Here is a 25886-nt window from a genome sequence, read left to right as displayed (position 1 = left end):
CGCATGTCACTCCCGCACGCGATCCTCACCGCCCTCGTCGAGCGGCCCGCCTCGTCGGGGCTGGATCTGACCCGTCGGTTCGACAGGTCGATCGGTTACTTCTGGTCGGCGACGCACCAGCAGATCTATCGCGAGCTGGGACGGCTGGAGGCCGAGGGCCACATCCGGGGCCTGCCCGCGGAGCAGCCGGCCCGCGGGCAGAAGAAGGCCTACGAGGTCCTGCCCGCGGGCCGCGCCGAACTCGCCCGCTGGACGGCCGCCGCGCAGGACCCGAAGCCGCACCGCGACGCCCTGCTGCTGCGGCTGCGGGCCGCGGCCGTCGTCGGCACCGCCGGCCTCGACGCCGATCTGCGCCGTCATCTCGAGCTGCACCGGCGGCAGTTGGCCGAATACAGGGAGATCGAGCAGCGCGACTTCCCGGCCGGCGACGACAGCGCGCAGGCCAGGCTGCAACACCTGGTCCTGCGCGCCGGCATCGAGCTGGAGACCTTCTGGACACAGTGGCTCACCGAGGCTCTGGCGAACCTGCCCGTCGTGGAGGGCGAGCCCGGCTGAGGCGCCCGCGCCGCCGAGGGGCCGGGACCGCGGCCGGACGCGACAGTCGGACCGCGTTCGGACGACAGTCGGACCGCGGCAGCGGGACGGCAGCCGGACTACAGCCGATCCGCGGCCGGACTCCAGCCGGTGGACCGGACTACGGCCGGTAGGACCGGACTACAGCCGGTAGGGCTTCGAGCGGCGGCGCAGGAGCCAGGTCCCCGCGATGACGCCGGCCCCCACCAGTGCCCCGCCCACCGCCATGGTGACGGCGCCGTAGTCACGGGCCGCACCGCCGAGGCCGCCCATGACGCCGCGTGAGGGCGAGGCCGTCGGGGTCGGCGCGGGCGTGGACGGCGTCGAGACGATCACGGACTGGGTGCCCGCGGTGCTGCCGTTGGAGCACATGACCACGACGGTATAGGTGCCCGGGGAGACCGCCGACCAGGCGGCCGACTGGCTCGCCGCCGTGCCGGACAGGGCCACCTGGCGACCCTGGGCGAAGCTCCCCTGGCGGCTGGTGAGCAGTGCCGCGGTGCCCCAGCTGCCGTTGATCTGGGTGCAGGCGCTGGTCACCACCGACACGGTGGAGCCGGTGGTGCTGACCGAGATCCCCGACACCCGGGCGGCGGCGGGCCCGGCGGCCAGGGCGAGGGGCAGCGCGGCGGCGGCCGCCACGCCCAGTCCTGAGCTGACGAACAGACGGGAAATGCGCATGGGATGTCCTCCGGCGGCGGCACGGTTGGCGGTACATCCCTTGCGCCGCCGAGGTCGGGTTCGTCCGTGCTGCCTCAGAGGCAGCCAACGCCCCCCGGTGCCGCCCCGCACGCGGACCGCCGCCGACCAGGTGAGGGACTCCTTCTGACGGCCCAGTGACGGTACGGTACGTACGGCCCCGGTGTGTCTCACGAGGCGGGGCCGGTCGTCACCGTCCGCTCCGCCGAGAACGCGCCCCAGCCGCCGTCCGGCAGCCGGGCCCGCACCCGCACCCGGTGCGCGACCCCGGCGTGTCCGCCCGCGTAGAAGCTGTACGCCGCCGTCCCCCGCGGCGGTTCCCCGCCCCACACCAGCGAGGTGGCGGGCCGCCCGTCGAGCTGGATCCGGTACTCCGTGACCACGCCGTCCACGCGGGGCGGCGTCCAGGACAGATCGATGTAGAAGCCGCCGTCGGCGCCCCGGTGGCTGCTGGCGCGGAAGTCCGCGGGCGCGGTGTCCGTCCCCTCGTCGTCAACCTGCGCCGTGGTGATCCGCACCGCCGGTCCGGCGGGCGAGAGGTTGCCGGCCGCGTCCCGGGCGCGGACGGTGAACGCGTAACTCGTGCCCGGCCGCAGCCCCGTGACGACCGTCGCCGTCTGCGCCGCGCCGACACCGTGGATCTTCACGTCGCCCCGGTAGACCTCGTACGAGACCACCTTCCGGTTGTCGGCGGAGGCCGACCAGGACAGCTGCGCGGCCCGGCTCCCGGCGGCCCGCCCGGTCACCCCGCCCGGCACGGCCGGCGCCGAGCGGTCCCCGGCCCCGGCCGCCACGGTGGTGGCCCGCGCCTCCCGGCTGGGCGGCCCGAGCCGGCCCTCGGTGTCCCGGGCCCGCACCGTGAAGACGTACGCGGTGGACGGCGTGAGCCGGACGACGTCCAGCATGTGCGTGGCGCCGGGCACGTCCCCGGCCTTCTCCGCGCCCACGTCCCCGGCCCTTTCCGCGCCCACGTACACCTCGTACGCGCGGATCCCCCGATCCGCCGCGACCGCGTTCCACATGACGTGGACGCTCGTCGCGCTGCCGGCCGCCGCGGTCACACCGGTCGGAGCGCCGGGGCCGCGGCCGTCGTCGTCGGCCGCGCCGACCGCGCATCCGCTCGACAGGGCCGACACCAGCGCGCACCCCAGCGCCCCCAGCGCAACGCGTCGCACGGCGTCGCCTCCCGTCCCGGCACGGCGGCAATGGTCCGAACCAATATGGCGCGATGGTGCGAGCACATCAAGAGAGCGGCGGCGGGCGGCCGTCCGGCCCCGCCCTGCACGACCGCTTGTGGGAGGTACGTACGCTGAAGCCCGTCCCGGCCGAACTCTCCCGCCCGTCGGACGAGTTCACGCCGACGGCGCGGACCGCTGTCGTCGCCGTCCCCGCGCCGGCGCAGTGGCCCGAGGGGCCCGAACCGCACCGCGGAGCCGTGGTCTCCGGGCCCCTGTCGCGCTGCCGATCCGTCAGCAGCGGACCTCGTACGGCCCTCTTGGAGTGGCCGCGCGCCCCGGTCGACACCAGATTGTTCCGAGTGCCCGTCAAAAGCGTGTCCGTCCACGCCCCCACGAGAGGGTCCCGCACCGTGCGCGTCCAGTCGCTGACACTGGCCGTGGCAGGCCTCGCCCTGCTGGCCCCGACCACCACCCCGTTCGCCGCCGCGCGGGCGTCCGCGGGCGCCCCTGGGGCCCTGGCGTCGCGTCAGGAGGGCTCCGTCCGTGCCGCCGACCTGCGGTCCCGGGTCCGCGACTGCGCTCCCGTCTCCCGAGGCCGCTATCGAACGGATGAGGGCACGGCCGCCACGGTCCCGGTCTGCGGCACCGACGAGGCGGTGTTCTGGACGGCCGACATGGACATCGACTGCGACGGCCGCCCGGGCCCGCGGTGCAACAGCGGCACCGACCCGCTGTTCTCCGCCGCCACGGCCTTCCAGCAGTCCGACGGCCGCCAGCTGAGCGCCGAGTCCCTGCCCTACATCGTGGTGCCGGGCGCGAGCGACGTCTGGGACCACCGCGACCACGGGGTGCGCGGCGGATCGGTCGCCGCTGTCGTCTACCGGGACCGGGTGGTGTACGCGGTGGTCGGCGACACCGGACCGCGCGGGATCATCGGTGAGGCCTCGTACGCCACCGCCGAGGCGCTCGGCATCCGCCCCGACCCGCGCGGCGGCGGCGCGCCGTCCGGCGTCACGTACATCGTGTTCAAGAACTCCAGGGCGACGCCCATCGAGAGCCACGCGTCCGCCGGGGAGGTCGGGGACCGCCTCGCCCGGCAGTTCGTCCATGCGGCGGACGCAAGCCTCGGTGGATCCCCGCTGCCCCCGGCGTGGGACGACGAGGACGGCGTGGACGGCACGACAGCCGTCCGGCCGCCGGGCTGGGAGGAGGACTGGGGCCCGTCCGACGACGCGGGGACGGACGGGACCCGCAAGGGGACCGCCAAGCGGGGACAAAAGGGCGAGGCGGGCCGGAAGGGCGAGGCGGGCCAGAAGGGCAAGAAGGGCGAGGTGTACCGGGAGGGCGGGTGAGCGGCAGGGGGGCGGGCCGCGGACACGGCCCGTTCCCTGCTCGCCTCTCCTGCGTCACGCCTTCGCGTCACACCTTCCGGTACGTGTACGCGTCCGCGGCCGCCGCCTCCACCGCGTCCAGGTCGCCGCCCGCCGCCGCGGTGACCACGGCGGCCACCGCGCCCTCGACGAACGGGGCGTCCACCAGGCGCGCCGTGCCGGGCAGTTCGTCGCCCTCGGCGAGCAGCGCCTTGACCGTGAGGACGGCGCTGCCCAGATCGGCGAGGACGGCGACCCCGGCGCCCCGGTCGACCGACGCCGCAGCGGCGGAGATCAGCTCGGCGCTGGTGCCCAGCCCCCCGCCTTCCGTGCCGCCCGCCGCGGCGACCGGCACGGCCGCGCCGCCGCCCGTCAGCCCCCGTGCCAGTTCGGCCACGGCCGCGGCCACCTCCGCGCTGTGCGAGACGAGCACGACTCCCACCGTCCTGTGGTCGCTCATCGTCGCCTCACTCCCCGCCGGCCGCGCAGAGGGCGGCGACGAGCAGCGCCGCCGAGGTCGCCCCGGGATCCTGGTGGCCGATGCTGCGCTCGCCCAGATAACTGGCCCGGCCCTTGCGCGCCTGCAGCGGTGTCGTCGCCTCGGCCCCTGCTCGGCGGCCGACCGGGCGGCGGCGAAGCCCTCGGCGAGGGCGTCGACGGCCGGGACCAGCGCGTCGATCATGGTCTTGTCGCCGGGCGTCGCGCCGCCGAGCTGCGACACGGCGTCGACACCCGCGCGCAGCGCTGCGGCGAACTGCTGCTCGTCGACCTCGGCGGCGTCCCCCAGAGCCTTGCCGGTACGGCGCAGCAAGGTGCCGTACAGGGGGCCGGAGGCGCCGCCGACCGTGGAGATCAGCTGGCGTCCCGCCAGGACCAGGACGGCGCCCGGCGTCGCGGGCGCCTCCTTCTCCAGCGCCGCGGTCACGGCGGTGAATCCGCGCCGCAGATTGCTGCCGTGGTCCGCGTCGCCGATCGGCGAGTCGAGGGCGGTGAGCCGGTCCGCCTCGCGGTCGACGGACGCGGCGGTCGCCGTCATCCAACGGCGGAAGAAGTCGGCGTCGAGCACGGGATCTCCTTGCGTAATCGGTGTCTGCCGGACTGCTGTCTCCGTTGCCGCTGTCTCCGCCTCACACGCCCCAGCGCAGCCCCGGGGTCCGGACCGGCGCGTCCCACAGCCGCAGCAGTTCCTCGTCGACCTGGCACAGGGTGACCGAGGCGCCGGCCATGTCGAGGGACGTCACGTAGTTGCCGACGAGTGTGCGGGCGACCGGCACCCCGCGCTGGGTCAGCACGCGCTGCACCTCGGCGTTGAAGCCGTACAGCTCCAGCAGCGGCGTCGCGCCCATGCCGTTGACCAGCACCAGAACGGGGTTACGGGGCGTGAAATCGTCCAGGATCGCGTGGACGGCGAAGTCGGCGATCTCACCGGACGTCATCATCGTCCGCCGCTCCCGGCCCGGCTCGCCGTGGATGCCCACGCCCAACTCAAGTTCGCCGGGCGGAAGTTCGAAGGTCGGGCTGCCCTTGGCGGGCGTCGTGCAGGCGCTGAGCGCCACGCCGAAACTGCGCGAGTTCTCGTTGACCCGCCGGGCGAGTGACTCGACCTGCTCCAGCGGCCGGCCCTCCTCGGCGGCGGCGCCCGCGATCTTCTCCACGAAGAGCGTCGCGCCGGTGCCGCGCCGCCCGGCCGTGTAGAGACTGTCGGTCACCGCCACGTCGTCGTCGACCAGCACCTTCGCGATCTGGATGCCCTCGTCCTCGGCGAGTTCGGCGGCCATGTCGAAGTTCAGCACGTCGCCGGTGTAGTTCTTCACGATGAACAGCACGCCGGCCCCGCTGTCCACGGCCGCCGCCGCGCGCAGCATCTGATCGGGAACCGGCGAGGTGAACACCTCGCCCGGGCAGGCCGCCGAGAGCATCCCGGGTCCGACGAACCCGCCGTGCAGCGGCTCGTGCCCGGACCCACCGCCCGACACCAGCGCGACCTTCCCGGCCACCGGCGCGTCCCGCCGCACGATCACCCGGTTCTCGACGTCGACCGTCAGCTCGGGATGGGCGGCCGCCATACCGCGCAGAGCGTCCGCGACCACGGTCTCCGCGACGTTGATCAGCATCCTCATGGATACCTCCAGGTGGGCTAGCAGGTGAGTCCCTTCCTCCATTCTGCCGGTCGGACCCGCGTCGGGCCGATGTCATGACGAACAGCGGCGGCCCGGCGGCGTTTTTCTTGCCCCGTGCCGACGGCACCGGTTCCGGCCGACGTGCGGACGAGGGAAGAACCGGGACGAACCGCCGGGGACGAACCGCCGGGGAGCCCGCCTGGCGCCCGCCGTCAGGAGAGCAGCCGGTCCTCCTCGGCCGGACCGCGCTGGGCAGGCGCCGCGGCCTGTCGCCCGGGTGCGGCCGGGGCCGTCGCGTCGTCGGCCGCCGGGCGCAGGCACTCGATGAGGTAGTCGCCGGTGTCGGGGTCGAGGGTCACGCCGTGCGTCTCGCTGCGGAAGCCGGGGAAGCGGCGGTCGAAGGACTCCAGGGCGCCGAGGTAGCGCAACAGGGGGCCGTCGGGACCGCCGGTGCTCTCGCCGGGCATGAGGACGGGGATGCCGGGCGGGGTGACGGTGACCATGGCGGCGGCCACCCGGCCGGCCGCGTCGGCCAGCCTGACGCGGTGGGTGCCGCCTCGGACCAGCCGCTGATAGCACAGCTGCGGCGGCGCGACCGGCTCCGGCAGCTCCTGGAACGCCGTGTCCAGCAGATCGACGAGACGGGCCGTGCGCAGGTGGTCGTGCATCTCCTGGCACAGTTCGCGCAAGGTCAGGCCGGCGTACCGCCGGGGTGCTCGGCGACCAGCGCGGGCAGCACCCGGTCGAGGAGAGCGTCCTGGTCGTAGAGGGCCTTGAAGTCCATCAGGGCGTCGAGGAGCGTGCCCCACTTGCCCTTCGTGATGCCCATGGAGAACAGCACCAGCGTGGTGTAGTTGTCGGTCTTCTCCACGACGATGTTCCGTGCGGAGAGGTAAGCGGTGAGTACCCGAGCCGGGATGCCCCAGTCGGCCGTCTCCCCGGTCGCGTCGACGCCGGGGCAGGTCAGGGTGACCTTGATCGGGTCGAGCATGCAGTAGCCGTCCGTCAGCCCCGGGAAGCCGTGCCAGTCGGCGCCGGGTTCCAGATGCCAGCACGACGGCTCGCCGCGCAGCAGGTCGGGCGATGCCTCCTCGAACGGCAGGCGGACTCCGGTGGCCGGATCGGTGACCGTCTCGGGCTGCCACACCCCGAAGAACCACGGCGGCCGGTCGCCGGCCTCCTCGATGCGGCGCCGGACGCGGACCATCTCGTGACGGAACCGGACCGCCTCGGTGACGGCCTCGTCGACCAGCCAGCGGCCCTGCGGTCCGTCCATCATCGCCGTCGCCACGTCCAGGGAGGCGATCATCGGGTAGAGGGGGGAGGTGGTGCCGTGCATCATCAACGCCTCGTTGAACCGGTCGTGTTCGACGGGCGCCCGGGGCGCGGACCGCACGTGCACCATGGCGCTCTGCGAGAGCGCCGCCAGCAGTTTGTGCGTGGACTGCGTCGAGAAGACCGTCGGCCGGTCCGGGCCGGGGAAGGCCTCCTCGTCCACCGACATGCCGTACCGGCCCGCGTAGAGCGGATGGAAGCGGGCGTAGGCGAACCACGCCTCGTCGAAGTGCAGCCGGGGCGTGCTCGCGGCGAGCGCCCGGGCCGCCGCCGAGGCGTCGTAACACAGGCCGTCGTAGGTGGAGTTGGTGAAGACGGCGTACCGGGCGTCCGGCGACAGGGCCTCGCCGGTCAGGGGGTTCGCCGCGATACGGGCCGCGACGGAGTCCGCCGCGAGCTCCGCGGGCGGCAGCGGTCCCGCCAGCCCGTAGCCGTTGCGGGTGGGGACGAGGTAGACGGGGCGTGCGCCGGAGACGACCAGGCCGTGCAGCACCGACTTGTGGCAGTTGCGGTCCACCAGGGCGATCTCGTCACGGGTGACGCTGAAGTGGCCGACCACCCGGTTGCAGGTGCTGTCCCCGTGCAGCACGAAGTAGGTGAGATCGGAGCCGAAGACGCGGGCGGCGTTGCGCTCCGCCTCGCCGATCGGGCCGGTGTGCTCGAACAGCGAGCCGAGTTCGCCGACCGAGATCGACAGGTCGCTGCGCAGCAGCCGTTCCCCGAAGTAGTCGTGGAAGGCCCGCCCGGCGGGCGACTTCAGCAGAGCGACGCCTCCGGAGTGGGCGGGGGTGTGCCAGGAGTACTCGTGTGCGTCGTCGAAACGGCGCAGTGCGCGGAAGAAGGGCGGCAGGACGGCTTCCCGGTAGGCGGCCGCCGCGGTGGTGATCCGGCCCGCGATGAAGCCGGGGGTGTCCTCCAGCGGCCACACGTAGCCCACGACCGACTCGGACACCCACAGCGGCAGGTCCCGTACGCCGTCGTCGCTCATGACGAGGAAGACCGGCAGGTCCCGGAACCGCCGGCCGATCGCCCGCAGCACCCCGGCGCCGCCGGTCTCGCCCTCGGCGGCGGCCGTCCGTCCCGGAAGCTCCCAGGCGACCAGCGCCGCGGTCAGCCCCGCCTCGGTCCGCAGGACCGCCTCCGCGTCGGGGGCGTCGACCGCCCAGCGGACCTCGAACCCCCGTGCCTCGATCGCGTCGCGGATGCGCACCAGCTGCTCCGCGCCGGCGCCCTCGTCGCGTGGGTGCTCCCGTACCGCCACCAGAACCCTGCTGTCCGCCATGCGGCCCTCCTCCCGGCGGCAGTGTGCCGCGCCCGCCAAGTCTCCGAGCGGTCCCGGCTGCGGGCGCGGCCGCACGTCGGCAAACCACCCGCAGGACGGAATCGCCGTGCACCACGGCTGACCGCGAGGGCAGGCTGCTGGGCGACAGGGGTGCGCGCCCGGGCCCGCGACCGCCATCCCGGCGGGCGTCCGGCTCCGGCCCGACCGTACGGCCGGGCCGGCCGGTCCACGTGCCCCCTGAACGCGTCCGGCCGCCGCCCGCTGCGACGGCTCCCCGGCCGCCCTCCGGAACCAGGCCGCCGGCGGCCCTCGCCGAGGCAGGCTGTGTCGGCACGTCGGCGTGGGGCACTCGGGCCGTGGCGGGCCCCTTCCGGGCCGTCACTTTCGGACAGGAGGTGGAGGACATGGGCCATGGTGGGAACGTCATCGACGAACTGGTGACCGATCACCGCGAGGTCGAGGAGTTCTTCGGCCGGATCGAGGCGCTGCCGTCCGGCGCGAAGGACCGCAGGCTCTACGCGGACCAGGCCACGATGGAGCTGGTCCGGCATTCGGTGGCCGAGGAGATGCACCTCTACCCGGCCGTGCGCGAGCACGTCCCCGGCGGGGACGCGCTCGCCGACAAGGAACTCCAGGACCACGCGCAGGCCGAACAGCTGATGAAGGACCTGGAGGGCCGACGGCCGGACGACCCCGAGTTCGACCGGCTGATCGGCATGCTGATGAGCGAGATCCGCGCCCATGTGGCCGACGAGGAGCAGAACCTGTTCCCCCGGCTGCGTGCGGCATGCCCGGCAGAGGCTCTCGACGAGCTGGGCGACAAGGTTCGCACGGCGAAGAAGACCGCTCCGACGCGTCCTCATCCCGCCGCCCCGGACAAGCCTCCGGCGAACAAGATGCTGAACCCGGGCACCGGACTGGTCGACCGGCTGCGGGACGCCCTGACGGGCCGCGGCAAGCCGGACTGACCGACGGGCCGGACGGGCCGACGAGCTGGACGGGCCGGAGTCCGCCTGCCCGTCGGGCGGATCGAGGCGTCCGGCAGGCCGGACCGAGCGGCAGGCCGGGCTCTCGTCGTCTGGCGCCGTCCGGCGTTCTCCCCCGGACGGTCAGACGACGAGAGCCCGGCCTCGTCCGAGCCGGTCCAGGAGCTCGGCGCGGTGGAGCCGGGCCACCGGCGCGAGGAAGTCCGGGTGGCGCAGCAGCGCCGCCGCCCGCCGGTCGCGCTCGTCGGGGGCGAGCAGCCGTCTGAAGTCCGGCGTCGTCCCCCGTGTGTGGTCGCCCTCGGCGAGAGCGGCCACCGCGTCCGCCGCGAGCGCCGGATCGGCGAGCAGAGCGGCCGCCCAGCTCGCCACGATCTCGTCCACCCAGCTGCGCCAGGCCTGGTCTGCCGTGTCCGCGCCGTCCGCGCCGCTGATCCGGTCGAGGCGTGCCGAGCCGCCCGGACCCGCCATGCCGACCAGTGCGGCGTCCGTCGCTGTGGGATACCGCAGCCAGGCCGTGACGGTCGCCGCCTGGCGGGCCTGGGCCTCGCACAGGGCGGAGGCGAACGCGCCGCCGCACGCCGGGTACGCCCGGGTCAGCCATTCGGCGGTCGCGGCGATGAGCGGGGAAAGGTCTGCGAGCACGGGCTGCCGTCCGGGGTCTGCGGCGGGGGAGCGGGGAGCTGCGGAAACCGTAACCTGCGACTCCCGTGGGACGACATGGAGCGGACCCTGCAGGGGAGGTGGCATCGGCCACACGAGGACCGCCGCGAGGGCGACCGGCCGTACCTCCTGCGCTCCGGGGGTGCCGTCGGCCTGACTGTCCGGGCGCTGTGCGGGGCGGCCCGGAGTCAGCCGGCGGGAGTGTGCAGGAGGCCGTTGATGAGGACGTTCAGACCCCACGCGTCGCGATCGCCGGGCGAGAGCAGCGCCTCGCGCAGTGAGGTGACCATCGGATAGCGGTCCGCGGGCAGGGAGGCGTAACGGCGGTCGGCCGCGGCGACGACGCTCTCCTCACCCGTCGCCTGGGCGTTGTGGACGCTCTGCTCGGCGGCGGCCGCGGCGATGTGCAGGTAGAGCAGGTCGACGGCCCAGGCGGCGGTGACGTCGTCGAGGCCGCCCTCTTTGAGCAGCGCGAGCATGCGGTCCAGGACGAGCAGGGCGTGGTCACCGGTGGGGATGGCGCCGAGGGCGACGGCGGCCAGGCCCTCGTGACGGCTCATGGCCTCGATCGCGGCGGCGGCCAGGGCTTGGAGCCGTTCCCGCCAGGACCCCTCGGCGGTGCAATCCGAGGGGAGGGGGACCTGGGCGAGGGCCGCGTCGAGCATGGCGGCCATGAGGTCGTCGCGGTTGGCCACGTACACGTAGAGCGAGGCCGGGCCGGTGTCCAGCTCCTTGGCGACGCGCCGCATGGTCAGGGCGTCCAGCCCGTCGCGATCGAGGATCCGCAGGCCGGTCCGCACGACGGCGTCGCGGCTGAGGGGGGCCTTGGCGGGCCGAGTGCGGCGGCTGATCGGCTGCGAGCTCATGGGGGAGAGCGTAGTCCCGGGCGAACACCGTTTGGAACGAACAGCGTTTGACACGAACGATGTTCGTTCCCTACCGTGAAACGTCACTACGAACAGTGTTCGTCACGAACGTTATTCGCGCATTCGCGACCCCTTCTCGGGCTGCCGCGAGGCGTCGCTCCGCGCCCCATACTTCTGACCAGCAGAAAGACCTACGTCATCATGATCCTGATCACCGGCGGCCGCGGCGCGGTCGCCGCCCGTCTGACCACGCTGCTGCACCACACCGGCCTGCCCGTCAGGCTCGGCTCCGCCCGCCCCGAGGACCTCTCACCCCCCGCCGGAGTGCCCACCGTCCGGCTGGACCTCACCGACCCGGCGTGCTTCCCGGCCGCACTGGACGGCGTCACCTCCGTGTTCCTCTACGCCAGCTCCGAGCGCATCACGGACTTCGTCCACCACGCCCACCGGGCCGGGGTCGCACACATCGTGCTGCTGTCCTCCGCCGGCGTGCTCGGACCCGACGCCGAGAACGACCCGCTCGCCAGGTCCCACCTCGACGTCGAGAACGCCCTGCTCGCCTCACCGATCACCACCACGATCCTGCGACCGGGCTCCTTCGCCTCCAACGCCTCGGCATGGGCGTGGCCCGTCAAGGCGGGCCGGCCGATCAGCCTGCCCTACCCCGACGCCCACACCGACCCCGTCCACGAGGCGGACCTCGCCGAAGCCGCCCACGCCGTGCTCGTCGACACGCGCCACCACGGGGGCCGCTTCACCCTCACCGGCCCCCGGTCGCTCACCTTCACCCAGCAGATCGACCAGCTCGCGGACGTCATCGGCCGTCCCGTCAGGTCCGAGCGGGTCACCCGGGAGGAGTGGAAGCGGGAGATGGCCGACTACATCCCCGGCGTGTACGCCGACGCCCTCCTGAACTGGTGGGAGTCGAACGACGGCAAGCCCGTCGCCCTCACCTCCACCGTCGAGGAACTCACCGGCCACCCCGCCCGCCCCTTCACCGTCTGGGCGGCCGACCACGCCGCCGACTTCACCACCGCCTGACCGGCGGACAGCGCTGCGGTCCCAGCGCGCTGCTCATCCGCCGGGGAAACCCGGCGTGTCGCGTCACGCCCCTCCGGAAGGCGGACGGGCATGACGGCGGGCCGGCTAGTGGTTCGGCGCGTCCAGGCCCGGGGACGTGTCCGGGTCCGGGTTGAACGCCGGGTGGTAGCTCTCCGGGGGTGCGAGGTAGGCGGCGGGCAGACCGCCGGTGTCGATGACGATCTGGTCCACGGCGATCGCCGGGTCGACCATGAAGACCCGCAGGACGTGTTCGCCGGGCGCGGGGACCGTCACCGACGCGGTCAGCTTCTCCACTCCCTCCTCGACGTTGCGCGCCCAGGCGTCACCGCGGTTGCCGGTGGCCACGGACTGACCCGACAGGACGACGGGAGGCTGGTCGTCCAGGGCGACGGCCAGCCGTCGCGCGCCCCGCTCGTCGAGCGAGGGCAGCCGGAGGACGGTGACCGGGAACGTCCCGGTGCTGGTGAAGCGCACCCGGTAGCGCAGCTCCGGCGCACGAGCGGCGAGGTCTGCGGTCACCGGGGCCGCCGTCGACGGCGCGGCCTCCACCGCGGCCGCACCGCGGCCGAGCCCGCGCACGGTCCGCCACCGGGCCCCGCCGCGCGCCACCCGGCGCTCGGTGTGCACGGCGTCGATCGACACCCAGCCGTTCGCCTCGACGAAGCCGCGCGCCCGCCGACGCGCCCGCTCACCCTCGTTGACGACCGTCAGCGGCACCTCGAAACGCTGGTCACCGCTGGTGAACACGACCGTGACGGCATGCGTGCCCTCCGGTGCGACGGCCCAGTCGATCTCGATCCACACCCGGGTCTGTTCGGTGAGCGAGCCGCCCGCCGTGCTCAGCCGGATCCAGGGCCGGTCCGCCTCGGCCACCCAGGAAAGCGGGAGGAAACCGGTGTTGAAGACGTCCACGAAACGCCGGTCCCGGGTCGCCGAGGAGAACGACAGCGGCCGTGTGGCGCCGACCTCGTTCCCCTCGGCGGCGATCCCCAGCCCGGACGTCTCCCGCCGGGCGACCCGGGTGACCGCCGGACGACCTGGCGCCTTCGGGATCTGCGAGGGGTACGGATTGATGTACCCGCTCCACTTCCCGCCCGCCACCTCGGTGTTGTACCGCAGGGTCAGCGCGGCCTCCTGGGCGTGCGCCGCCTCGGCGAGGTCCGCGAAGCGGTTGGTCCCGGCGCCGCGCCCCTGCCGTGCCGCCAGGGCGTTGCGGTCCGCCCAGTAGTACTTCAGGTTCATCAGGTACGCGCCGTGCACCGGATAGTGGACGAGTTCGAAGAAGGCGTCCCGCAAGACCGCGGGGAGTTCGTCCCCCAGCGTCACGGTCCGCTGCGCCAGACGGTCGTAGGCGGCCATGCGGCGTCCCGCCTCGTCCCCGTGGTGGACCACGGAGAAGACGTCACGATCGATGAACTCCGGCCGCCGCTCCGCCGCGAGCCGGTAGTACTCGGTGCGGAGCGAGGTGATCTCCCGGCCGTACCGCAGCCCGAACTGCCGCCCGTACCACTCCGCGAGGAAGCCCTCGACGTTCTCGGCCGTCCACCGGTCCACGTCCCAGGCCACGTCCATGGCGAAGGACAGGCCGGTCTCGATCGACTTCAGGTCACCGACGTTGAAGATCCACATCCGGTCGGCCCCGTGCTCGTACACCCTGCGCAACTCCTGCCACACCTTGGCCGGTTGCGTGGTGTCCAGCCACAGATAGCTGCGCGGACGGCCCCAGTAGGACAGGTGGTAGTAGATGCCGTTGCCGCCCGGTCGGGCCCGCTCCGCCTCGGTCGGCAGCTGGCGCATGTTGCCGTGGTTGTCGTCCGGCCAGATCAGCGTGACGTCGTCGGGTACCTGGACGCCCGCGTTGTACAGGTCCAGCACCTCCTTGTACGGGATGAAGATCTGCGGCTCGGCCGCCGCCCCGACCTCCTCCGCGAGGATCCGGCGCTGGTCGGCGATGATGTCGTTCATCACCGCGACCTTCTCCGGGATCGTGGTGGCGTTCCTCGTCTCCAGCGCGCTGTCGTGCAGACCGCGCATGCCGAGCGTCCAGCTGCTCTCGTACGCCGCGTTCTCCCGGGCACGGGCCCGCCAGTAGTCGGAGATCACCGCCGGGTTCACCGTGTAGTCGTAGACGGGCAGTGCGCCGTCCGCGCCCCGGTGCTCCTCGGCCCACGGCGCCCACTCGTGGACGCCGTTGCGCAGCAGCGCCTCCGGATGGCTGGAGCCGACCACGATGCCGTACCGGTCGGCCAGTTCGGGGTTCTCCCGGTACTTGTTGAAGAAGTCGGAGTACGGATGCATGGCCGGCCACAGGTAGTTGGCCTTCAGCCGGAGCAGCAGCTCGAAGAGGCGCTCGTACGTCCGCGGACCGATGTTCTTGTCCGTCTCCTGCGTGCGGTGCGACCAAGTGGTCAGGTTCTGCTCGTCGTTGATGAAGACGCCCCGGTAGCGGACCGACGGCTCGCGGCGCACGAAGGGCCCCGCGGGCACGGCCACGGCGTCCCGCCGTTCGACTGGCACGTCGGCCCACCAGTACCAGGGTGAGACCCCGATGCGCTCCGAGGTGTCGTAGATCCCGTAGACCGTGCCGCGAGGGTCGCTGCCCGCGATCACCAGGGCGCGGTCCACCCCGGGCGCCGGATGCTCGACCACCTGGGTCACGGACGCCTCCCAGCGCCCCGCCACCCGTCGCACACCGAGCCGCTCGCGGGCGACGAGACGGTCCACGACGGGGCTCGAGCCGAGCGTGCCGACCACGATCAGCGCCGTGGCCCGCTCCGGCAGGGTGCGCCGCAGGGCCGGTCGAATGCCGGTGACCCGCTCCACGTCGGCCTGCAGGTCGCCGGCCGCGCGGAGCACCGCGGGATCCGCGCCCGCGTCCACGAACACGTCGACGGCGACACCGTCCCGCACCAGGTCGAAGTCGGGCCGGGCGAAAGCCGGGGCGGCGGTGGCGGCATGGGCGGCCGCGGGTAGCGCCGCCGGCAGCAGCGGGGCCACTCCGACGGCCGTCATGCCCCGCAGGAACGCCTTTCGGCTCCACGGCTGCGAGGGGTCCTGTGGTGCGGTGTGCGGCATTGACGCTCCCGACTAGACACTGGCATGACCATGCTAGAAAGCGCTTTCCCCGGCACCCTAGGCCAGGGCGTACGCCGACGTCCATAACCCCGTGGCAGGAGGACGACGGCACGGTCCGCATGTACGCCGGCTTCGGTGGGCGGGATTGTTATGACCGCCGTCATGACGGATGCTGGCCTCTCGCAGATGCAGATGCAGATGCAGATACAGCAGCCGACCGGTCGGGAGGACTGGGTGAAGGACACCGTCGCACGGGCAATGTGGGAGAGGTTCGAACCGGTCCACCAGCTCGTCTACTTCGCGCCCGAGGTGCACGCCGCCGCCGAACGCCTCGGGATGCGCGGATACTGGATGGGGTACTTCGCCTTCCGCGCGGCGCCCCTCGGGCCTGCCCCCGCCGCCGTCGTCACCAGCTGCTTCTACGTGTTCCACCCCGACCGCGTGGCGCGTGCGCTGCCGGACGCGTGGCGCGCGGCGACGGCCGAGGACGTGCTCGCGGCGCGTGAGCGGGCGGTGGACGCAGCCATGACCACTCTCCACGGGCCGGACGTCGTCGGCTCGCCCGAGATGGCCGAGGCCGCGGAACTCGCCTGGGAGGCGGCCCGGACGGCGGACACCGCGGGACGCGTGCTCGGGGCGGCCAACCAGGCCCTGCCCCGTCCGGAACAGCCGCACGTCAGGCTGTGGCAGGCGCTGACCACCCTGCGGGAACACCGCGGTGACGGCCATGTCGCCGCCCTCGTCGGCCGCCGCCTGGGGCCGGTCGGAGCCATGGTGCTCAAGTGCGCGGCGGGGGAGGCGGACGCGGAGTTCCAGCGGCTCACCCGCAGGTGGGACCTCGAGGCCTGGCAGACGGCGCAGACCGAACTCCGCGAGCGCGGCTGGCTCGACGAGGACGCGCGTCTCACCGAAGCCGGAGCGGCCGCCCGGGCCGGGGTCGAGGCCGACACGGACGCGGCCGCCGTCACGCCGTGGACGGCCCTCGGGTCTGCGGCCACCGCCCGCCTCGCCCATCTGCTCGAACCGCTCGCCCGCACCGTCCAGGACTCGGGAATCGTCCCTGGCGGCAATCCGGCCGGGCTCACGGGAGGATTCAGCGACGTCGTCACGGGCGGGTCGTCCGGCGGATCACCGAGCGGGCTTCCCGCGGCCGCGAGGTGATCGTTCGGACGGCGCGGACGGCGCGGACGGCGGTGCAGGCGGTACGCAAGGTGCACAAGGTGTACGAGGCGCACTAGGTGTACGAGGTGTACGAGGTGTACGAGGTGTACGAGGTGTACGAGGCGCAGGCGGGCAGAACCGCGCCGCGTGTGCGTCCCGCTGTCAGGACGTCGTTCCGCAGGGCCCAGCTTCGTTGAGGCGTTCGGGGCGACAGTGCGGCCCTGGCGTCAGTAGGCTCGCGGGCATGCGGATCTCCGTCTCCTCGGACATGGACGAACCAGTGGCCCGCGCCCTCGTCGCGGAGCTGCGCGGCCGCGGGCACGACGTGGTGCCGCACGGCGCGCTCCGCTCGGGCGACGATCCCCGGTGGGCGATCTGCTCTGCGGCGGCGGCGCGGGACGTGGCCGACGGGACCTCCGAACAGGCGGTCGTGTGCTGCTGGACCGGCACGGGCGCGTCCATCGCCGCGAACAAGGTCGCCGGCGTCCGGGCCGCCCTGTGCACGGACGCGGGAACCGCCGACGGCGCCCGGCGCTGGAACGACGCCAACGTCCTCGCGCTCAGCCTGCGGCTGACCTCCGAGCCGCTGCTCAAGGAGATCCTGGACGCCTGGTTCGCCGCCGAGGCCGGTGACGACGCCGAGGACCGGCAGAACCTCGCGCACGTCGCGGCACTCGACGCGTCAGGTGCGTCAGGTGCGTCAGGTGCGTCAGGTGCGTCAGGTGCGTCAGGTGCGTCAGGCGTGTCCGGTGCGTCATCACACCCGTCAGGAGTCTCGGACGGGCGTGATGACGCACCGGACGCCTCCCGCGGTCCGGTCCCCGCCCCCGACGGTTTCGGCGTGGGCGGGGCGCACTCGGACCCGTAGGGTCTACGCCCCCTTACGGACCGCTTCGCTGCTCCGAATGGGTCGCTCGGCCGTGTGGGGTACCCGGCCGGCGGGGAGGGTGGGCAGGTACGGACCGGCACGCACCTGTGAGCGAACCCGATCCGGAAGGGAACCCGAGATGCCCGTCGACCCGCAAGCGACGTCCGCCCGGCTCACCGACGACGAGCTCAGGACGCTGCACGCCCACTGGCGCGCCGCGAACTACCTGGCCGTCGGCCAGATCTACCTCATGGCCAATCCGCTGCTCACCGAGCCGCTGCGGCCGGAGCACGTCAAACCGCGACTGCTGGGCCACTGGGGCACCTCGCCCGGGCTGAACCTCGTGTACACGCACCTCAACCGCGTCATCCGCACCCGTGATCTGAACGCCCTGTGCGTCTGGGGACCCGGGCACGGCGGGCCCGCGGTGGTGGCGAACTCATGGCTGGAGGGCTCCTACTCCGAGATCTACCCGGACGTCACCCAGGACGCGGCCGGCATGGCCCGGCTGTTCAAACAGTTCTCCTTCCCCGGCGGCATCCCCAGCCACGTCGCCCCGGAGACCCCCGGCTCCATCCACGAGGGCGGCGAACTCGGCTACTCGCTCTCCCACGCCTACGGCGCCGCCTTCGACAACCCCGACCTGCTGGTCGCCTGCGTGATCGGCGACGGAGAGGCCGAGACCGGCCCGTTGGCCGCCTCCTGGCACTCCGACAAGTTCCTCGACCCGGTGCACGACGGCGCCGTCCTGCCGATCCTGCACCTCAACGGCTACAAGATCGCCAACCCGACGGTGCTCGCGCGCATCCCCGAGCCCGAGCTCGACGACCTGCTGCGCGGCTACGGCCACGACCCGATCCACGTCACCGGCGACGAGCCCAGCGCCGTCCACCGCGCGATGGCTCAGGCCATGGACACCGCACTGGACCGGATCGCGGCCCTCCAGCGCGCCGCCCGCGAGGAGGGCTCCGGCGAACGCCCCCGCTGGCCGGTGATCGTGCTGCGCACCCCCAAGGGCTGGACCGGCCCCGCCCACGTCGACCGCGTCCCGGTCGAGGGGACCTGGCGCGCCCACCAGGTGCCGCTGTCCGCCGTCCGCGACAACCCCGAACACCTGCGGCAGCTGGAAGCGTGGCTGCGCTCCTACCGGCCGGAGGAGCTCTTCGACGAACGCGGCGCACCCCGCCTCGACGTGCAGACGTGGATCCCCGAGGGGGACCGCCGGCTCGGCGCCACTCCACACGCCAACGGCGGGCTGCTGCTGCGCGAACTCCCGCTGCCCGACCTGGACGCGTACGCCGTCCCCGTGGACAAGCCGGGCGCCGCGCTGCACGAACCGACCGCCGTGCTGGGCGACTTGCTCGAAGACGTGATGCGCTTCACCGCCGACCGGCGCGACTTCCGGCTCGTCGGCCCGGACGAGACCGCCTCCAACCGGCTCCAGGCCGTCTACGGCGCCACCGGCAAGGCCTGGCAGGCACAGACCCTCCAGGTGGACGAGAACCTCGACCGGCACGGCCGGGTGATGGAGATCCTCTCCGAACACACCTGCCAGGGCTGGCTGGAGGGCTATCTGCTGACGGGCCGTCACGGTCTGTTCTCCTGCTACGAGGCGTTCGCGCACATCGTCGACTCGATGGTCAACCAGCACATCAAGTGGCTGCGCGTCACCCGCAGGCTGCCCTGGAGGGCGCCCCTCGCCTCCCTCAACTACCTGCTGACCTCGCACGTCTGGCGCCAGGACCACAACGGGTTCTCCCACCAGGACCCCGGTTTCGTGGACCACGTCCTCAACAAGAGCCCCGAGGTCGTACGGGTCTATCTGCCGCCGGACGCCAACACGTTGCTGGCCGTGGCGGACCACGTCCTGCGCAGCCGCGACTACGTCAACGTCGTGGTGGCCGGAAAGCAGCCCTGCTTCGACTGGCTGACGATGGACCAGGCCCGCGCGCACTGTGCGCGGGGGGCCGGTGTGTGGGAGTGGGCCGGCACCGAGATCGGCGGCCGCGAACCCGACGTGGTCCTCGCCTGCGCGGGGGACGTGCCCACCCAGGAGGTGCTGGCCGCGGCCCAGTTGCTGCGCCGGCACCTTCCGCAGCTCGCGGTCCGCGTGGTCAACGTCGTGGACATCGCCCGGCTGCTGCCGAGCGGCGAACACCCGCACGGCATGGGCGACTTCGAGTACGACGGCCTGTTCACCGCCGACCGGCCGGTGATCTTCGCCTACCACGGCTACCCCTGGCTGATCCACCGCCTCGCCTACCGGCGCGCCGGCCACGGAAACCTGCACGTACGCGGTTACAAGGAGATCGGCACCACGACCACGCCGTTCGACATGGTCGTCCGCAACGACCTCGACCGCTACCGCCTCGTCATGGACGTCATCGACCGCGTCCCCGGCCTCGCCGTGCACGCCGTCGCCGTACGCCAGCGGATGGCGGACGCGCGACTGCGTCACCACGACTGGATCCGAGCCCACGGCACCGACCTTCCCGAGGTGGCGGACTGGGCCTGGGACGGCTGAGACGACCACGCCGGGATGGCTGAGGCTCCGGCGCGGCCGCGCCTCCCGGGGGCCGCGGCGCGCGTGTTCGGCCCGGGCGCACGGGTCGGGGCGGACGGCGCAGGGGGAGGGGCAGACGCCGGGCCGCCGTGCGCCCTGGCACGACGCCGCGACCGGTGCCTACAGTGGTCGGCCGGCCCCCCACACGGATCCCCGGGGCCCGCCTCACCACCCTTGGTCACCGGCCGTCCGCCCCGCGTCCCGTCCGGGCCCGGCGACGGCCCGCACACCGGCGCGGCTTCCGCGGCGACGAGTGCGTGACCACCCGCGCGACAGGCACCATCCGTGACACCGCTCGGGCCGTGCGAGGGCCGTCCGCGGTACGAGCGCGCGTCGAGAGCCCCTGGAGGCCGCTGTGTCCCGACCGTGCATCGCCCTGATCGCCGACCCCACCTCTCCCGAGGGGTGCCGTGAGTACCTCGCCGAGGCCGTGGAACTGCTCACCGGCGCGCCGCCCGTCCGGATCGACTCCCGGCACTTCGCGGCAGGCGGAACAGGGCGGGCGACCCGCCACGAGGACCGGTTACGGCTGCGGGTCCCCGAGGAGCGGCTCGACGTCGCGCCCGACGTCGTCCTGCTCTACGAGATCCCGCCGGACCGTCGCCGGGGCCTCGCCGGCTTCCAGGAACTCCTGGCGACCCACGGCGTGGTCACCCTTGCCGCCTGTCCCGACGCCTGGCGGACGGCGACCGAGAAGAACCTCACCGTCGAACGCTTCCGCCGGGACGGCGTCGCCCAGATGGAGACGGCCGTGCTGTCCCGTCCCGCCCCGCGGGATGCGGCCGACGCGTTCGACCGGCTCGGCGGGGACACCTGGGCCAGGCCTGTCGTCGGCACCGGCGGCAACGACACCTTCCATGTCACCACCCCCGCCCAGCTGGCGGACGCCGCCGCCTACTACGCCGAGCGCGGTACCGACTGGCTGCTCTCCCGCGACGCCGGCAACGTGACCGCCGACGGCCTGCGCCACCAGTTCCGCGTCTTCGTCCTCGGCGACCGTGTCGTGCACGCCCGCGAGCACCTCCAACCCGCCACCGACACCCCCTGCAACACCTGCCAGGGCGCCACCGCCGTCCACATCGCCCCGCCGGACCTGGACCCCCGCCTCGCCGAACTCGCCGTCGCCGCCACCGCGTCGGTCGGGCTGCCCTTCGCCGGCGTCGACCTGGCCGTGGAGAACGGCGGAGTCGTCTTCGAGGTGAACGTCCAGCCGGCCTTCGTCGACGGGGAGCGCGAACTGCACGCGGTGGCCGTGCCCTACGTCCAGGCGCACCTCGACGCCCTCGCCTGGGGCTGCGGCGGCCCGCCCCGGGGGCTCACAGCCTCAGCGTGAACCACGTCGTCTTGCCCTCGTCCGTCGGCCGCACGCCCCAGCTGGCGGCGAGGGCGCGGACCAGGATCAGACCGCGGCCCGACTCCTCGTCCTCGATGGCCGAGCGCGGCTGGGGCAGCTGGGCGCTGCCGTCGCTCACCTCCACCGTGAGGTCGGTCGCCGTCCGGTGCAGGCGCAGACCGACCGGGCCCGAGGCGTGCTGCACGGCGTTGGTCAGCGTCTCCGACAGCAGCAGGAGGGCGTCGGCGGCGTTCTCGGCGCAGTTCCACGAGGTCAGCGCCTTGTGCAGAAAGGCACGCCCTTCCGGCACGGAGGCCGGGACGGCCGGGAAGTGGGTGGTGACGGTGGCCAGCGGCGCGGCCGGCAGCTGTGCCAGCAGCAGGGTGACGTCGTCGTTGTGGCTGTCGGCGGCCGGCAGCAGACCCGCGAGGACATGGTCCGCGGCGGCTTCCAGACATGGCGTGCCGACGAACAACTCGTCGAGCAGCACGCTCAGTTCACCGATGCGCACCTCGATGTCGCAGCCGGGCGTCTCGATCAGGCCGTCGGTGTAGAGCACCAGCGTCGCGCCCGGCGGTATCTCCGAACTGGACTGCTCGTACAGGACGTCGCCCACGCCGAGCGGGGCGTTGACCGGACAGGGCAGGGCGCTGACCCCCTCAACCACCCCGGCCACCAGGACGGGCAGATGCCCCGCCGAGCAGACCGTCACCGTGCCGGCGTCCGGGGCGATCACCAGATAGCAGCAGGTGACGAGCTGGTCGGGCACGTCGAGGTCGGCGACACAGGTGTCCAGCGCCCGCATCAGCTGGCGCGGCTGCATGCCGGTCTTCGCCAGCGCGTGCGCCGCGGACCTCAACTGGCCCATCACGGCGGCCGCTTCCAGCCCGCGGCCCATGACGTCGCCTATCAGCACACCGACCCGGTCGGCGCCCAGCGGGATCAGGTCGAACCAGTCGCCGCCCACACCGGCGCCCTGTGTCGCCGGTCGGTAGCGGCTTGCGGTGGCCAGGCCCGGCAGCGCGGGCGGTGTCCCCATCAGACTGCGCTGCAGGGTCAGCGCGATGTGCCGCTGCTGCTCGTACAGGGCCGTGAGCTCGGCCTCGGCGCGCTTGCGGTCGCTGATGTCCCGCACGATCGCGCAGGCCCCGACCACCGTGCCGTTCGGGTCGCGGGTCGGCCACAGCGTCACGTCCACGTCCAGCAGCTCTCCGGTGCCGGTCAGCCGCAGCGTCTCGTAGTGCTCGACCTTCTCGGCGTGCCGCAGCCGCTTGAGCAGCTCGCTGACCTCCCCGCGCCGCTCCGGCGAGGCCAGCATCGACACGTGCCGGCCGATGGCCTCCTCGGCGGTGTACCCGTACAGGCGCTGAGCGGCCGCGTTCCAGTAGGTGATGTAGCCGTCGAGGGTCTTGGCGAGGATCGCGTCCTGCGAGGACTCCACCAGAGCGGCGAGCTCGTTGATGCGCGCCTCGGCCGCCTTCCGGTCGCTGACGTCGCGCACGGCCGCTGAGACCAGCAGGCCGTCCGGGGTCTCCAGCGGGCTCAGGCTGATCTCGACCGGGAACTCCGTGCCGTCCTTGCGGAGCCCGTGCAGTTCGAGGCCGGCGCCCATCGGACGCACCTGCCGATTGGTCGTGTACCCGCTGCGGTGCGCGGTGTGCTGGCCGTGGAACCGGTGCGGGATCAGCAACTCGACCGGACGGCCGAGCAGTTCTTCGCGGCCGTACCCGAACAGGGCCTCGGTCTGGGCGTTGACGAGCCGGATGGCACCCGTGTCGTCGACGATGACCATGGCGTCCGGCGCCGCCTCGAGCAAGCCCCGGAACCGCTCCTTGGCCCCGCCGACCGCGTCGTCCGCCGACTGGCAGGCGCACCGTTTCTGCGCACTCTTCCGCCGGACGCCCTGCGGCGCGCCCTTCACGTTCTGTTTCGCGTCCTGCTTCTGTTTCACGTCCTGCTTCGCGCCTGACTTCGCGGCGCCCGCCCCCGCCTTCGCGCGCCGCGCCGGTTCCGCCCGCATCACGTCGGCCATCTTCCACCTCATCCTGCACGACGAATCAGGCCATCTCAGCGCCTACGGTCCGGCCCCGCCGACGGTTGTCGTTTACTGTCCGCCCCTTGTTCGAACCTGAACGCCACCGAACCCATCACTATTCGAGAAGCGGCCGACCCCGGCCCGCGGATAGCGTGGCGTCGGACGGCAGGACGGCTGGACGGCTGGACGGCTGGACGGCTGGACGCCCGAGTGGATCGGGCAGGGCAACGGGGGGAGCGCACAGGTGCTCCCGAGGAGTGAGGGAGAAACGATGAGCATGGCCAAGAGGACGGACGCGCAGTCACCCGCGTCCCATGTCGCGGACAGCCACGACCTGATCCGGGTGCACGGCGCGCGCGAGAACAACCTCAAGGACGTGAGCATCGAGATCCCCAAGCGCCGGCTGACGGTGTTCACCGGCGTCTCGGGCTCGGGGAAGAGCTCCCTGGTCTTCGACACCATCGCCGCGGAGTCGCAGCGGCTGATCAACGAGACCTACAGCGCCTTCGTGCAGGGCTTCATGCCGAACCTGTCGCGGCCCGAGGTGGACGTGCTCGACGGCCTGACGACCGCGATCATCGTCGACCAACAGCGGCTGGGCGCCGACCCCCGCTCCACCGTGGGCACCGCCACCGACGCAAACGCGATGCTGCGCATCCTGTTCAGCAGACTCGGCGAGCCGCACATCGGCCCGCCCAGCGCCTACTCCTTCAACACCGCGTCCGTCCGGGCGAGCGGTGCGATCACCGTGGAGCGCGGCACCAAGAAGGCGGTCAAGGCGACGTACTCCCGCACCGGCGGCATGTGCCCCCGCTGCGAAGGCCGCGGCACGGTCTCCGACATCGACCTCACCCAGCTCTACGACGACAGCAAGTCGCTCAACGAGGGCGCGCTGACGATCCCCGGCTACAGCATGGACGGCTGGTACGGCCGCATCTTCGGCGGCTGCGGCTTCTTCGACCCCGACAAGCCGATCCGCAGGTTCACGAAGAGGGAGCTGCACGACCTCCTCCACAAGGAACCGACCAAGATCAAGGTCGAGGGCATCAACCTCACCTACGAGGGCCTGATCCCCAAGATCCAGAAGTCGATGCTTTCCAAGGACATCGAAGCGTTGCAGCCGCACATTCGTGCCTTCGTCGAGCGGGCGATGACGTTCACCGTCTGCCCCGAGTGCGACGGCACGCGGCTGAGCGAGGGCGCCCGGGCGTCGAAGATCGGCGGGGTGAGCATCGCCGACGCCTGCGCGATGCAGATCAGCGACCTGGCCGAGTGGGTCCGCGGCATCGAGGAGCCGTCGGTGGCGCCGCTGCTCACCGCGCTGCAGCACACGCTGGACTCGTTCGCGGAGATCGGCCTCGGCTACCTGTCGCTGGAGCGGCCCTCGGGCACGCTCTCGGGCGGCGAGGCGCAGCGCGTCAAGATGATCCGCCACCTCGGTTCCTCGCTGACCGATGTCACCTACGTCTTCGACGAGCCCACCACGGGTCTGCACCCGCACGACATCAGCCGGATGAACAACCTGCTGCTGCGCCTGCGGGACAAGGGCAACACGGTGCTCGTCGTGGAGCACAAGCCGCAGACGATCGCCATCGCCGACCACGTCGTCGACCTCGGCCCCGGCGCGGGCACGGCGGGCGGCAGCGTCTGTTTCGAGGGCACCGTGCAGGGGCTGCGGGCCGGCGACACCATCACCGGCCGTCACCTCGACGACCGGGCCGCCGTGAAGGAGACGGTGCGCAAGCCCACCGGCGCGCTGGAGGTCCGGGGCGCGTGCGCGCACAACCTGCGAGACGTCGACGTCGACATCCCGCTCGGGGTGCTGGTCGTGGTCACCGGCGTGGCCGGCTCGGGCAAGAGCTCGCTCGTGCACGGGTCGATCCCGCCCGGCGAGGGTGTGGTGGCGGTCGACCAGGGGGCGATCCGCGGTTCCCGGCGCAGCAACCCGGCCACGTACACCGGACTGCTCGACCCCATCCGCAAGGCGTTCGCGAAGGTGAACGGTGTGAAGCCTGCGCTGTTCAGCGCCAACTCCGAGGGGGCCTGCCCCACGTGCAACGGCGCCGGCGTCGTCTACACCGACCTGGCGATGATGGCTGGCGTCGCCACGACCTGTGAGGAGTGCGAGGGAAAGCGGTTCCAGGCATCGGTGCTGGAGTACCGACTCGGCGGCCGTGACATCAGTGAGGTGCTGGCGATGTCGGTGGCCGAGGCCGAGGAGTTCTTCGCCGCGGGCGAGGCGGCCACGCCCGCCGCGCACCGCGTCCTTCAGCGGCTCGCCGACGTCGGTCTCGGATACCTCAGCCTCGGCCAGCCGCTCACCACGCTCTCCGGCGGCGAGCGGCAGCGGCTCAAGCTGGCCACCCACATGGCCGACAAGGGCGGCGTCTACGTCCTCGACGAGCCGACCACCGGCCTCCACCTCGCCGACGTCGAGCAGTTGCTCGGCCTGCTCGACCGGCTGGTCGACGCCGGGAAGTCGGTCGTCGTGGTCGAGCACCACCCGGCGGTGATGGCGCACGCCGACTGGATCATCGACCTCGGGCCCGGCGCCGGCCACGACGGCGGCAGCGTCGTCTTCGAGGGCACCCCCGCCGACCTCGTCGCCGCCCGCTCCACCCTCACCGGCGAGCACCTGGCGGACTACGTCGGCGCCTGACGCCCCGGGTCGGAACGGCTGCCCCGACATCGCCGCTCCGGCCACCCGGCGCTCGGTGCGG

16 protein-coding genes and 4 pseudogenes are annotated in these 25886 nt (G+C 73.0%); 9 read left to right on the top strand and 11 right to left on the bottom strand.

The features are described from left to right. Nucleotides 1-3: 3 nt before the first annotated feature. Nucleotides 4-555, top strand: coding sequence for a PadR family transcriptional regulator (locus tag QA802_RS02710; protein WP_334517835.1), 552 nt, complete (start codon nt 4-6; stop codon nt 553-555). A 159-nt stretch (nt 556-714) separates the two neighbouring features. Here the strand turns inward: QA802_RS02710 and QA802_RS02705 are convergent, their stop codons facing one another. Both QA802_RS02705 and QA802_RS02700 read right to left on the bottom strand, forming a co-directional pair. Further along, nucleotides 715-1254 (bottom strand): hypothetical protein, encoded by a 540-nt coding sequence (locus QA802_RS02705; protein WP_334517834.1) that lies wholly within the window; start codon nt 1252-1254, stop codon nt 715-717. 188 nt (nt 1255-1442) lie between these two features. Further along, entirely contained in the window at nt 1443-2447 is a 1005-nt protein-coding gene (locus tag QA802_RS02700; protein ID WP_334517833.1) for a fibronectin type III domain-containing protein, read from the bottom strand. Nucleotides 2448-2860: 413 nt separating this feature from the next. Between QA802_RS02700 and QA802_RS02695 the strand changes: the two are divergent. Beyond that, nucleotides 2861-3565: pseudogene (locus QA802_RS02695) on the top strand (glycoside hydrolase family 75 protein); the annotation flags it as partial. Between the two features lie 304 nt (nt 3566-3869). Here the strand turns inward: QA802_RS02695 and QA802_RS02690 are convergent. From QA802_RS02690 to QA802_RS02675, 5 genes and pseudogenes are all read right to left on the bottom strand, one after another. Next, nucleotides 3870-4247 (bottom strand): annotated as a pseudogene (locus tag QA802_RS02690) (PTS sugar transporter subunit IIA domain-containing protein); the annotation flags it as partial. Between the two features lie 40 nt (nt 4248-4287). Continuing rightward, a pseudogene (dhaL, locus tag QA802_RS02685) lies at nt 4288-4886 on the bottom strand (dihydroxyacetone kinase subunit DhaL). A 61-nt stretch (nt 4887-4947) separates the two neighbouring features. Beyond that, nucleotides 4948-5940, bottom strand: coding sequence for a dihydroxyacetone kinase subunit DhaK (gene dhaK, locus QA802_RS02680; RefSeq protein ID WP_319165375.1), 993 nt, complete (start codon nt 5938-5940; stop codon nt 4948-4950). A 212-nt stretch (nt 5941-6152) separates the two neighbouring features. Beyond that, nucleotides 6153-6608: an Orn/Lys/Arg family decarboxylase gene (locus tag QA802_RS41890; protein WP_503461607.1), complete on the bottom strand. Its 456-nt coding sequence runs from the start codon at nt 6606-6608 to the stop codon at nt 6153-6155. A gap of 23 nt (nt 6609-6631) precedes the next feature. Next, on the bottom strand, nt 6632-8557 hold the full coding sequence (locus QA802_RS02675) for an Orn/Lys/Arg decarboxylase N-terminal domain-containing protein (RefSeq protein ID WP_503461606.1): 1926 nt from the start codon (nt 8555-8557) through the stop codon (nt 6632-6634). A 404-nt stretch (nt 8558-8961) separates the two neighbouring features. Between QA802_RS02675 and QA802_RS02670 the strand changes: the two genes are divergently transcribed. After that, nucleotides 8962-9525: a hemerythrin domain-containing protein gene (locus QA802_RS02670; protein ID WP_334517831.1), complete on the top strand. Its 564-nt coding sequence runs from the start codon at nt 8962-8964 to the stop codon at nt 9523-9525. Nucleotides 9526-9666: 141 nt separating this feature from the next. Here the strand turns inward: QA802_RS02670 and QA802_RS02665 are convergent, their stop codons facing one another. Then, entirely contained in the window at nt 9667-10185 is a 519-nt protein-coding gene (locus tag QA802_RS02665) for a hypothetical protein (protein WP_334517830.1), read from the bottom strand. Between the two features lie 206 nt (nt 10186-10391). Next, nucleotides 10392-11069 carry a TetR/AcrR family transcriptional regulator gene (locus tag QA802_RS02660; protein WP_334517829.1) on the bottom strand — a complete coding sequence of 226 codons (678 nt, stop codon included), beginning with the start codon at nt 11067-11069 and terminating at the stop codon, nt 10392-10394. Nucleotides 11070-11270: 201 nt separating this feature from the next. Here QA802_RS02660 and QA802_RS02655 point away from each other — a divergent pair, with 201 nt between their 5' ends. Then, nucleotides 11271-12110 (top strand): NAD(P)H-binding protein, encoded by an 840-nt coding sequence (locus tag QA802_RS02655; protein ID WP_334517828.1) that lies wholly within the window; start codon nt 11271-11273, stop codon nt 12108-12110. Between the two features lie 105 nt (nt 12111-12215). Here the strand turns inward: QA802_RS02655 and QA802_RS02650 are convergent, their stop codons facing one another. Beyond that, nucleotides 12216-15143, bottom strand: coding sequence for a glycosyl hydrolase 115 family protein (locus tag QA802_RS02650; protein ID WP_443042253.1), 2928 nt, complete (start codon nt 15141-15143; stop codon nt 12216-12218). A gap of 225 nt (nt 15144-15368) precedes the next feature. Here QA802_RS02650 and QA802_RS02645 point away from each other — a divergent pair, with 225 nt between their 5' ends. The 4 genes and pseudogenes from QA802_RS02645 (at nt 15369) to QA802_RS02630 (ending at nt 21131) form a co-directional block, all read left to right on the top strand. Further along, nucleotides 15369-16367, top strand: coding sequence for an SCO6745 family protein (locus QA802_RS02645; RefSeq protein WP_334517826.1), 999 nt, complete (start codon nt 15369-15371; stop codon nt 16365-16367). 244 nt (nt 16368-16611) lie between these two features. Continuing rightward, nucleotides 16612-17064: pseudogene (locus QA802_RS02640) on the top strand (RpiB/LacA/LacB family sugar-phosphate isomerase); the annotation flags it as partial. 310 nt (nt 17065-17374) lie between these two features. Further along, nucleotides 17375-19759 (top strand): phosphoketolase family protein, encoded by a 2385-nt coding sequence (locus QA802_RS02635; RefSeq protein ID WP_334517825.1) that lies wholly within the window; start codon nt 17375-17377, stop codon nt 19757-19759. Nucleotides 19760-20153: 394 nt separating this feature from the next. Further along, nucleotides 20154-21131, top strand: coding sequence for an ATP-grasp domain-containing protein (locus QA802_RS02630; protein ID WP_334517824.1), 978 nt, complete (start codon nt 20154-20156; stop codon nt 21129-21131). Here the strand turns inward: QA802_RS02630 and QA802_RS02625 are convergent. Then, nucleotides 21115-23163, bottom strand: coding sequence for a PAS domain S-box protein (locus QA802_RS02625; protein WP_334517823.1), 2049 nt, complete (start codon nt 23161-23163; stop codon nt 21115-21117). The genes QA802_RS02630 and QA802_RS02625 overlap by 17 nt on opposite strands. 274 nt (nt 23164-23437) lie before the next feature. On the opposite strand from QA802_RS02625, the gene QA802_RS02620 reads away from it, so the two are divergent. Next, entirely contained in the window at nt 23438-25825 is a 2388-nt protein-coding gene (locus QA802_RS02620; protein ID WP_334517822.1) for an ATP-binding cassette domain-containing protein, read from the top strand. Nucleotides 25826-25886: the final 61 nt, after the last annotated feature.

The sequence above is a fragment of the Streptomyces sp. B21-105 genome, from assembly GCF_036898465.1.
Lineage (GTDB): Bacteria > Actinomycetota > Actinomycetes > Streptomycetales > Streptomycetaceae > Streptomyces.
The sequence above is the reverse complement of the archived record's forward strand: the minus strand, read 5'-3'. Positions and strand labels throughout refer to the sequence as shown.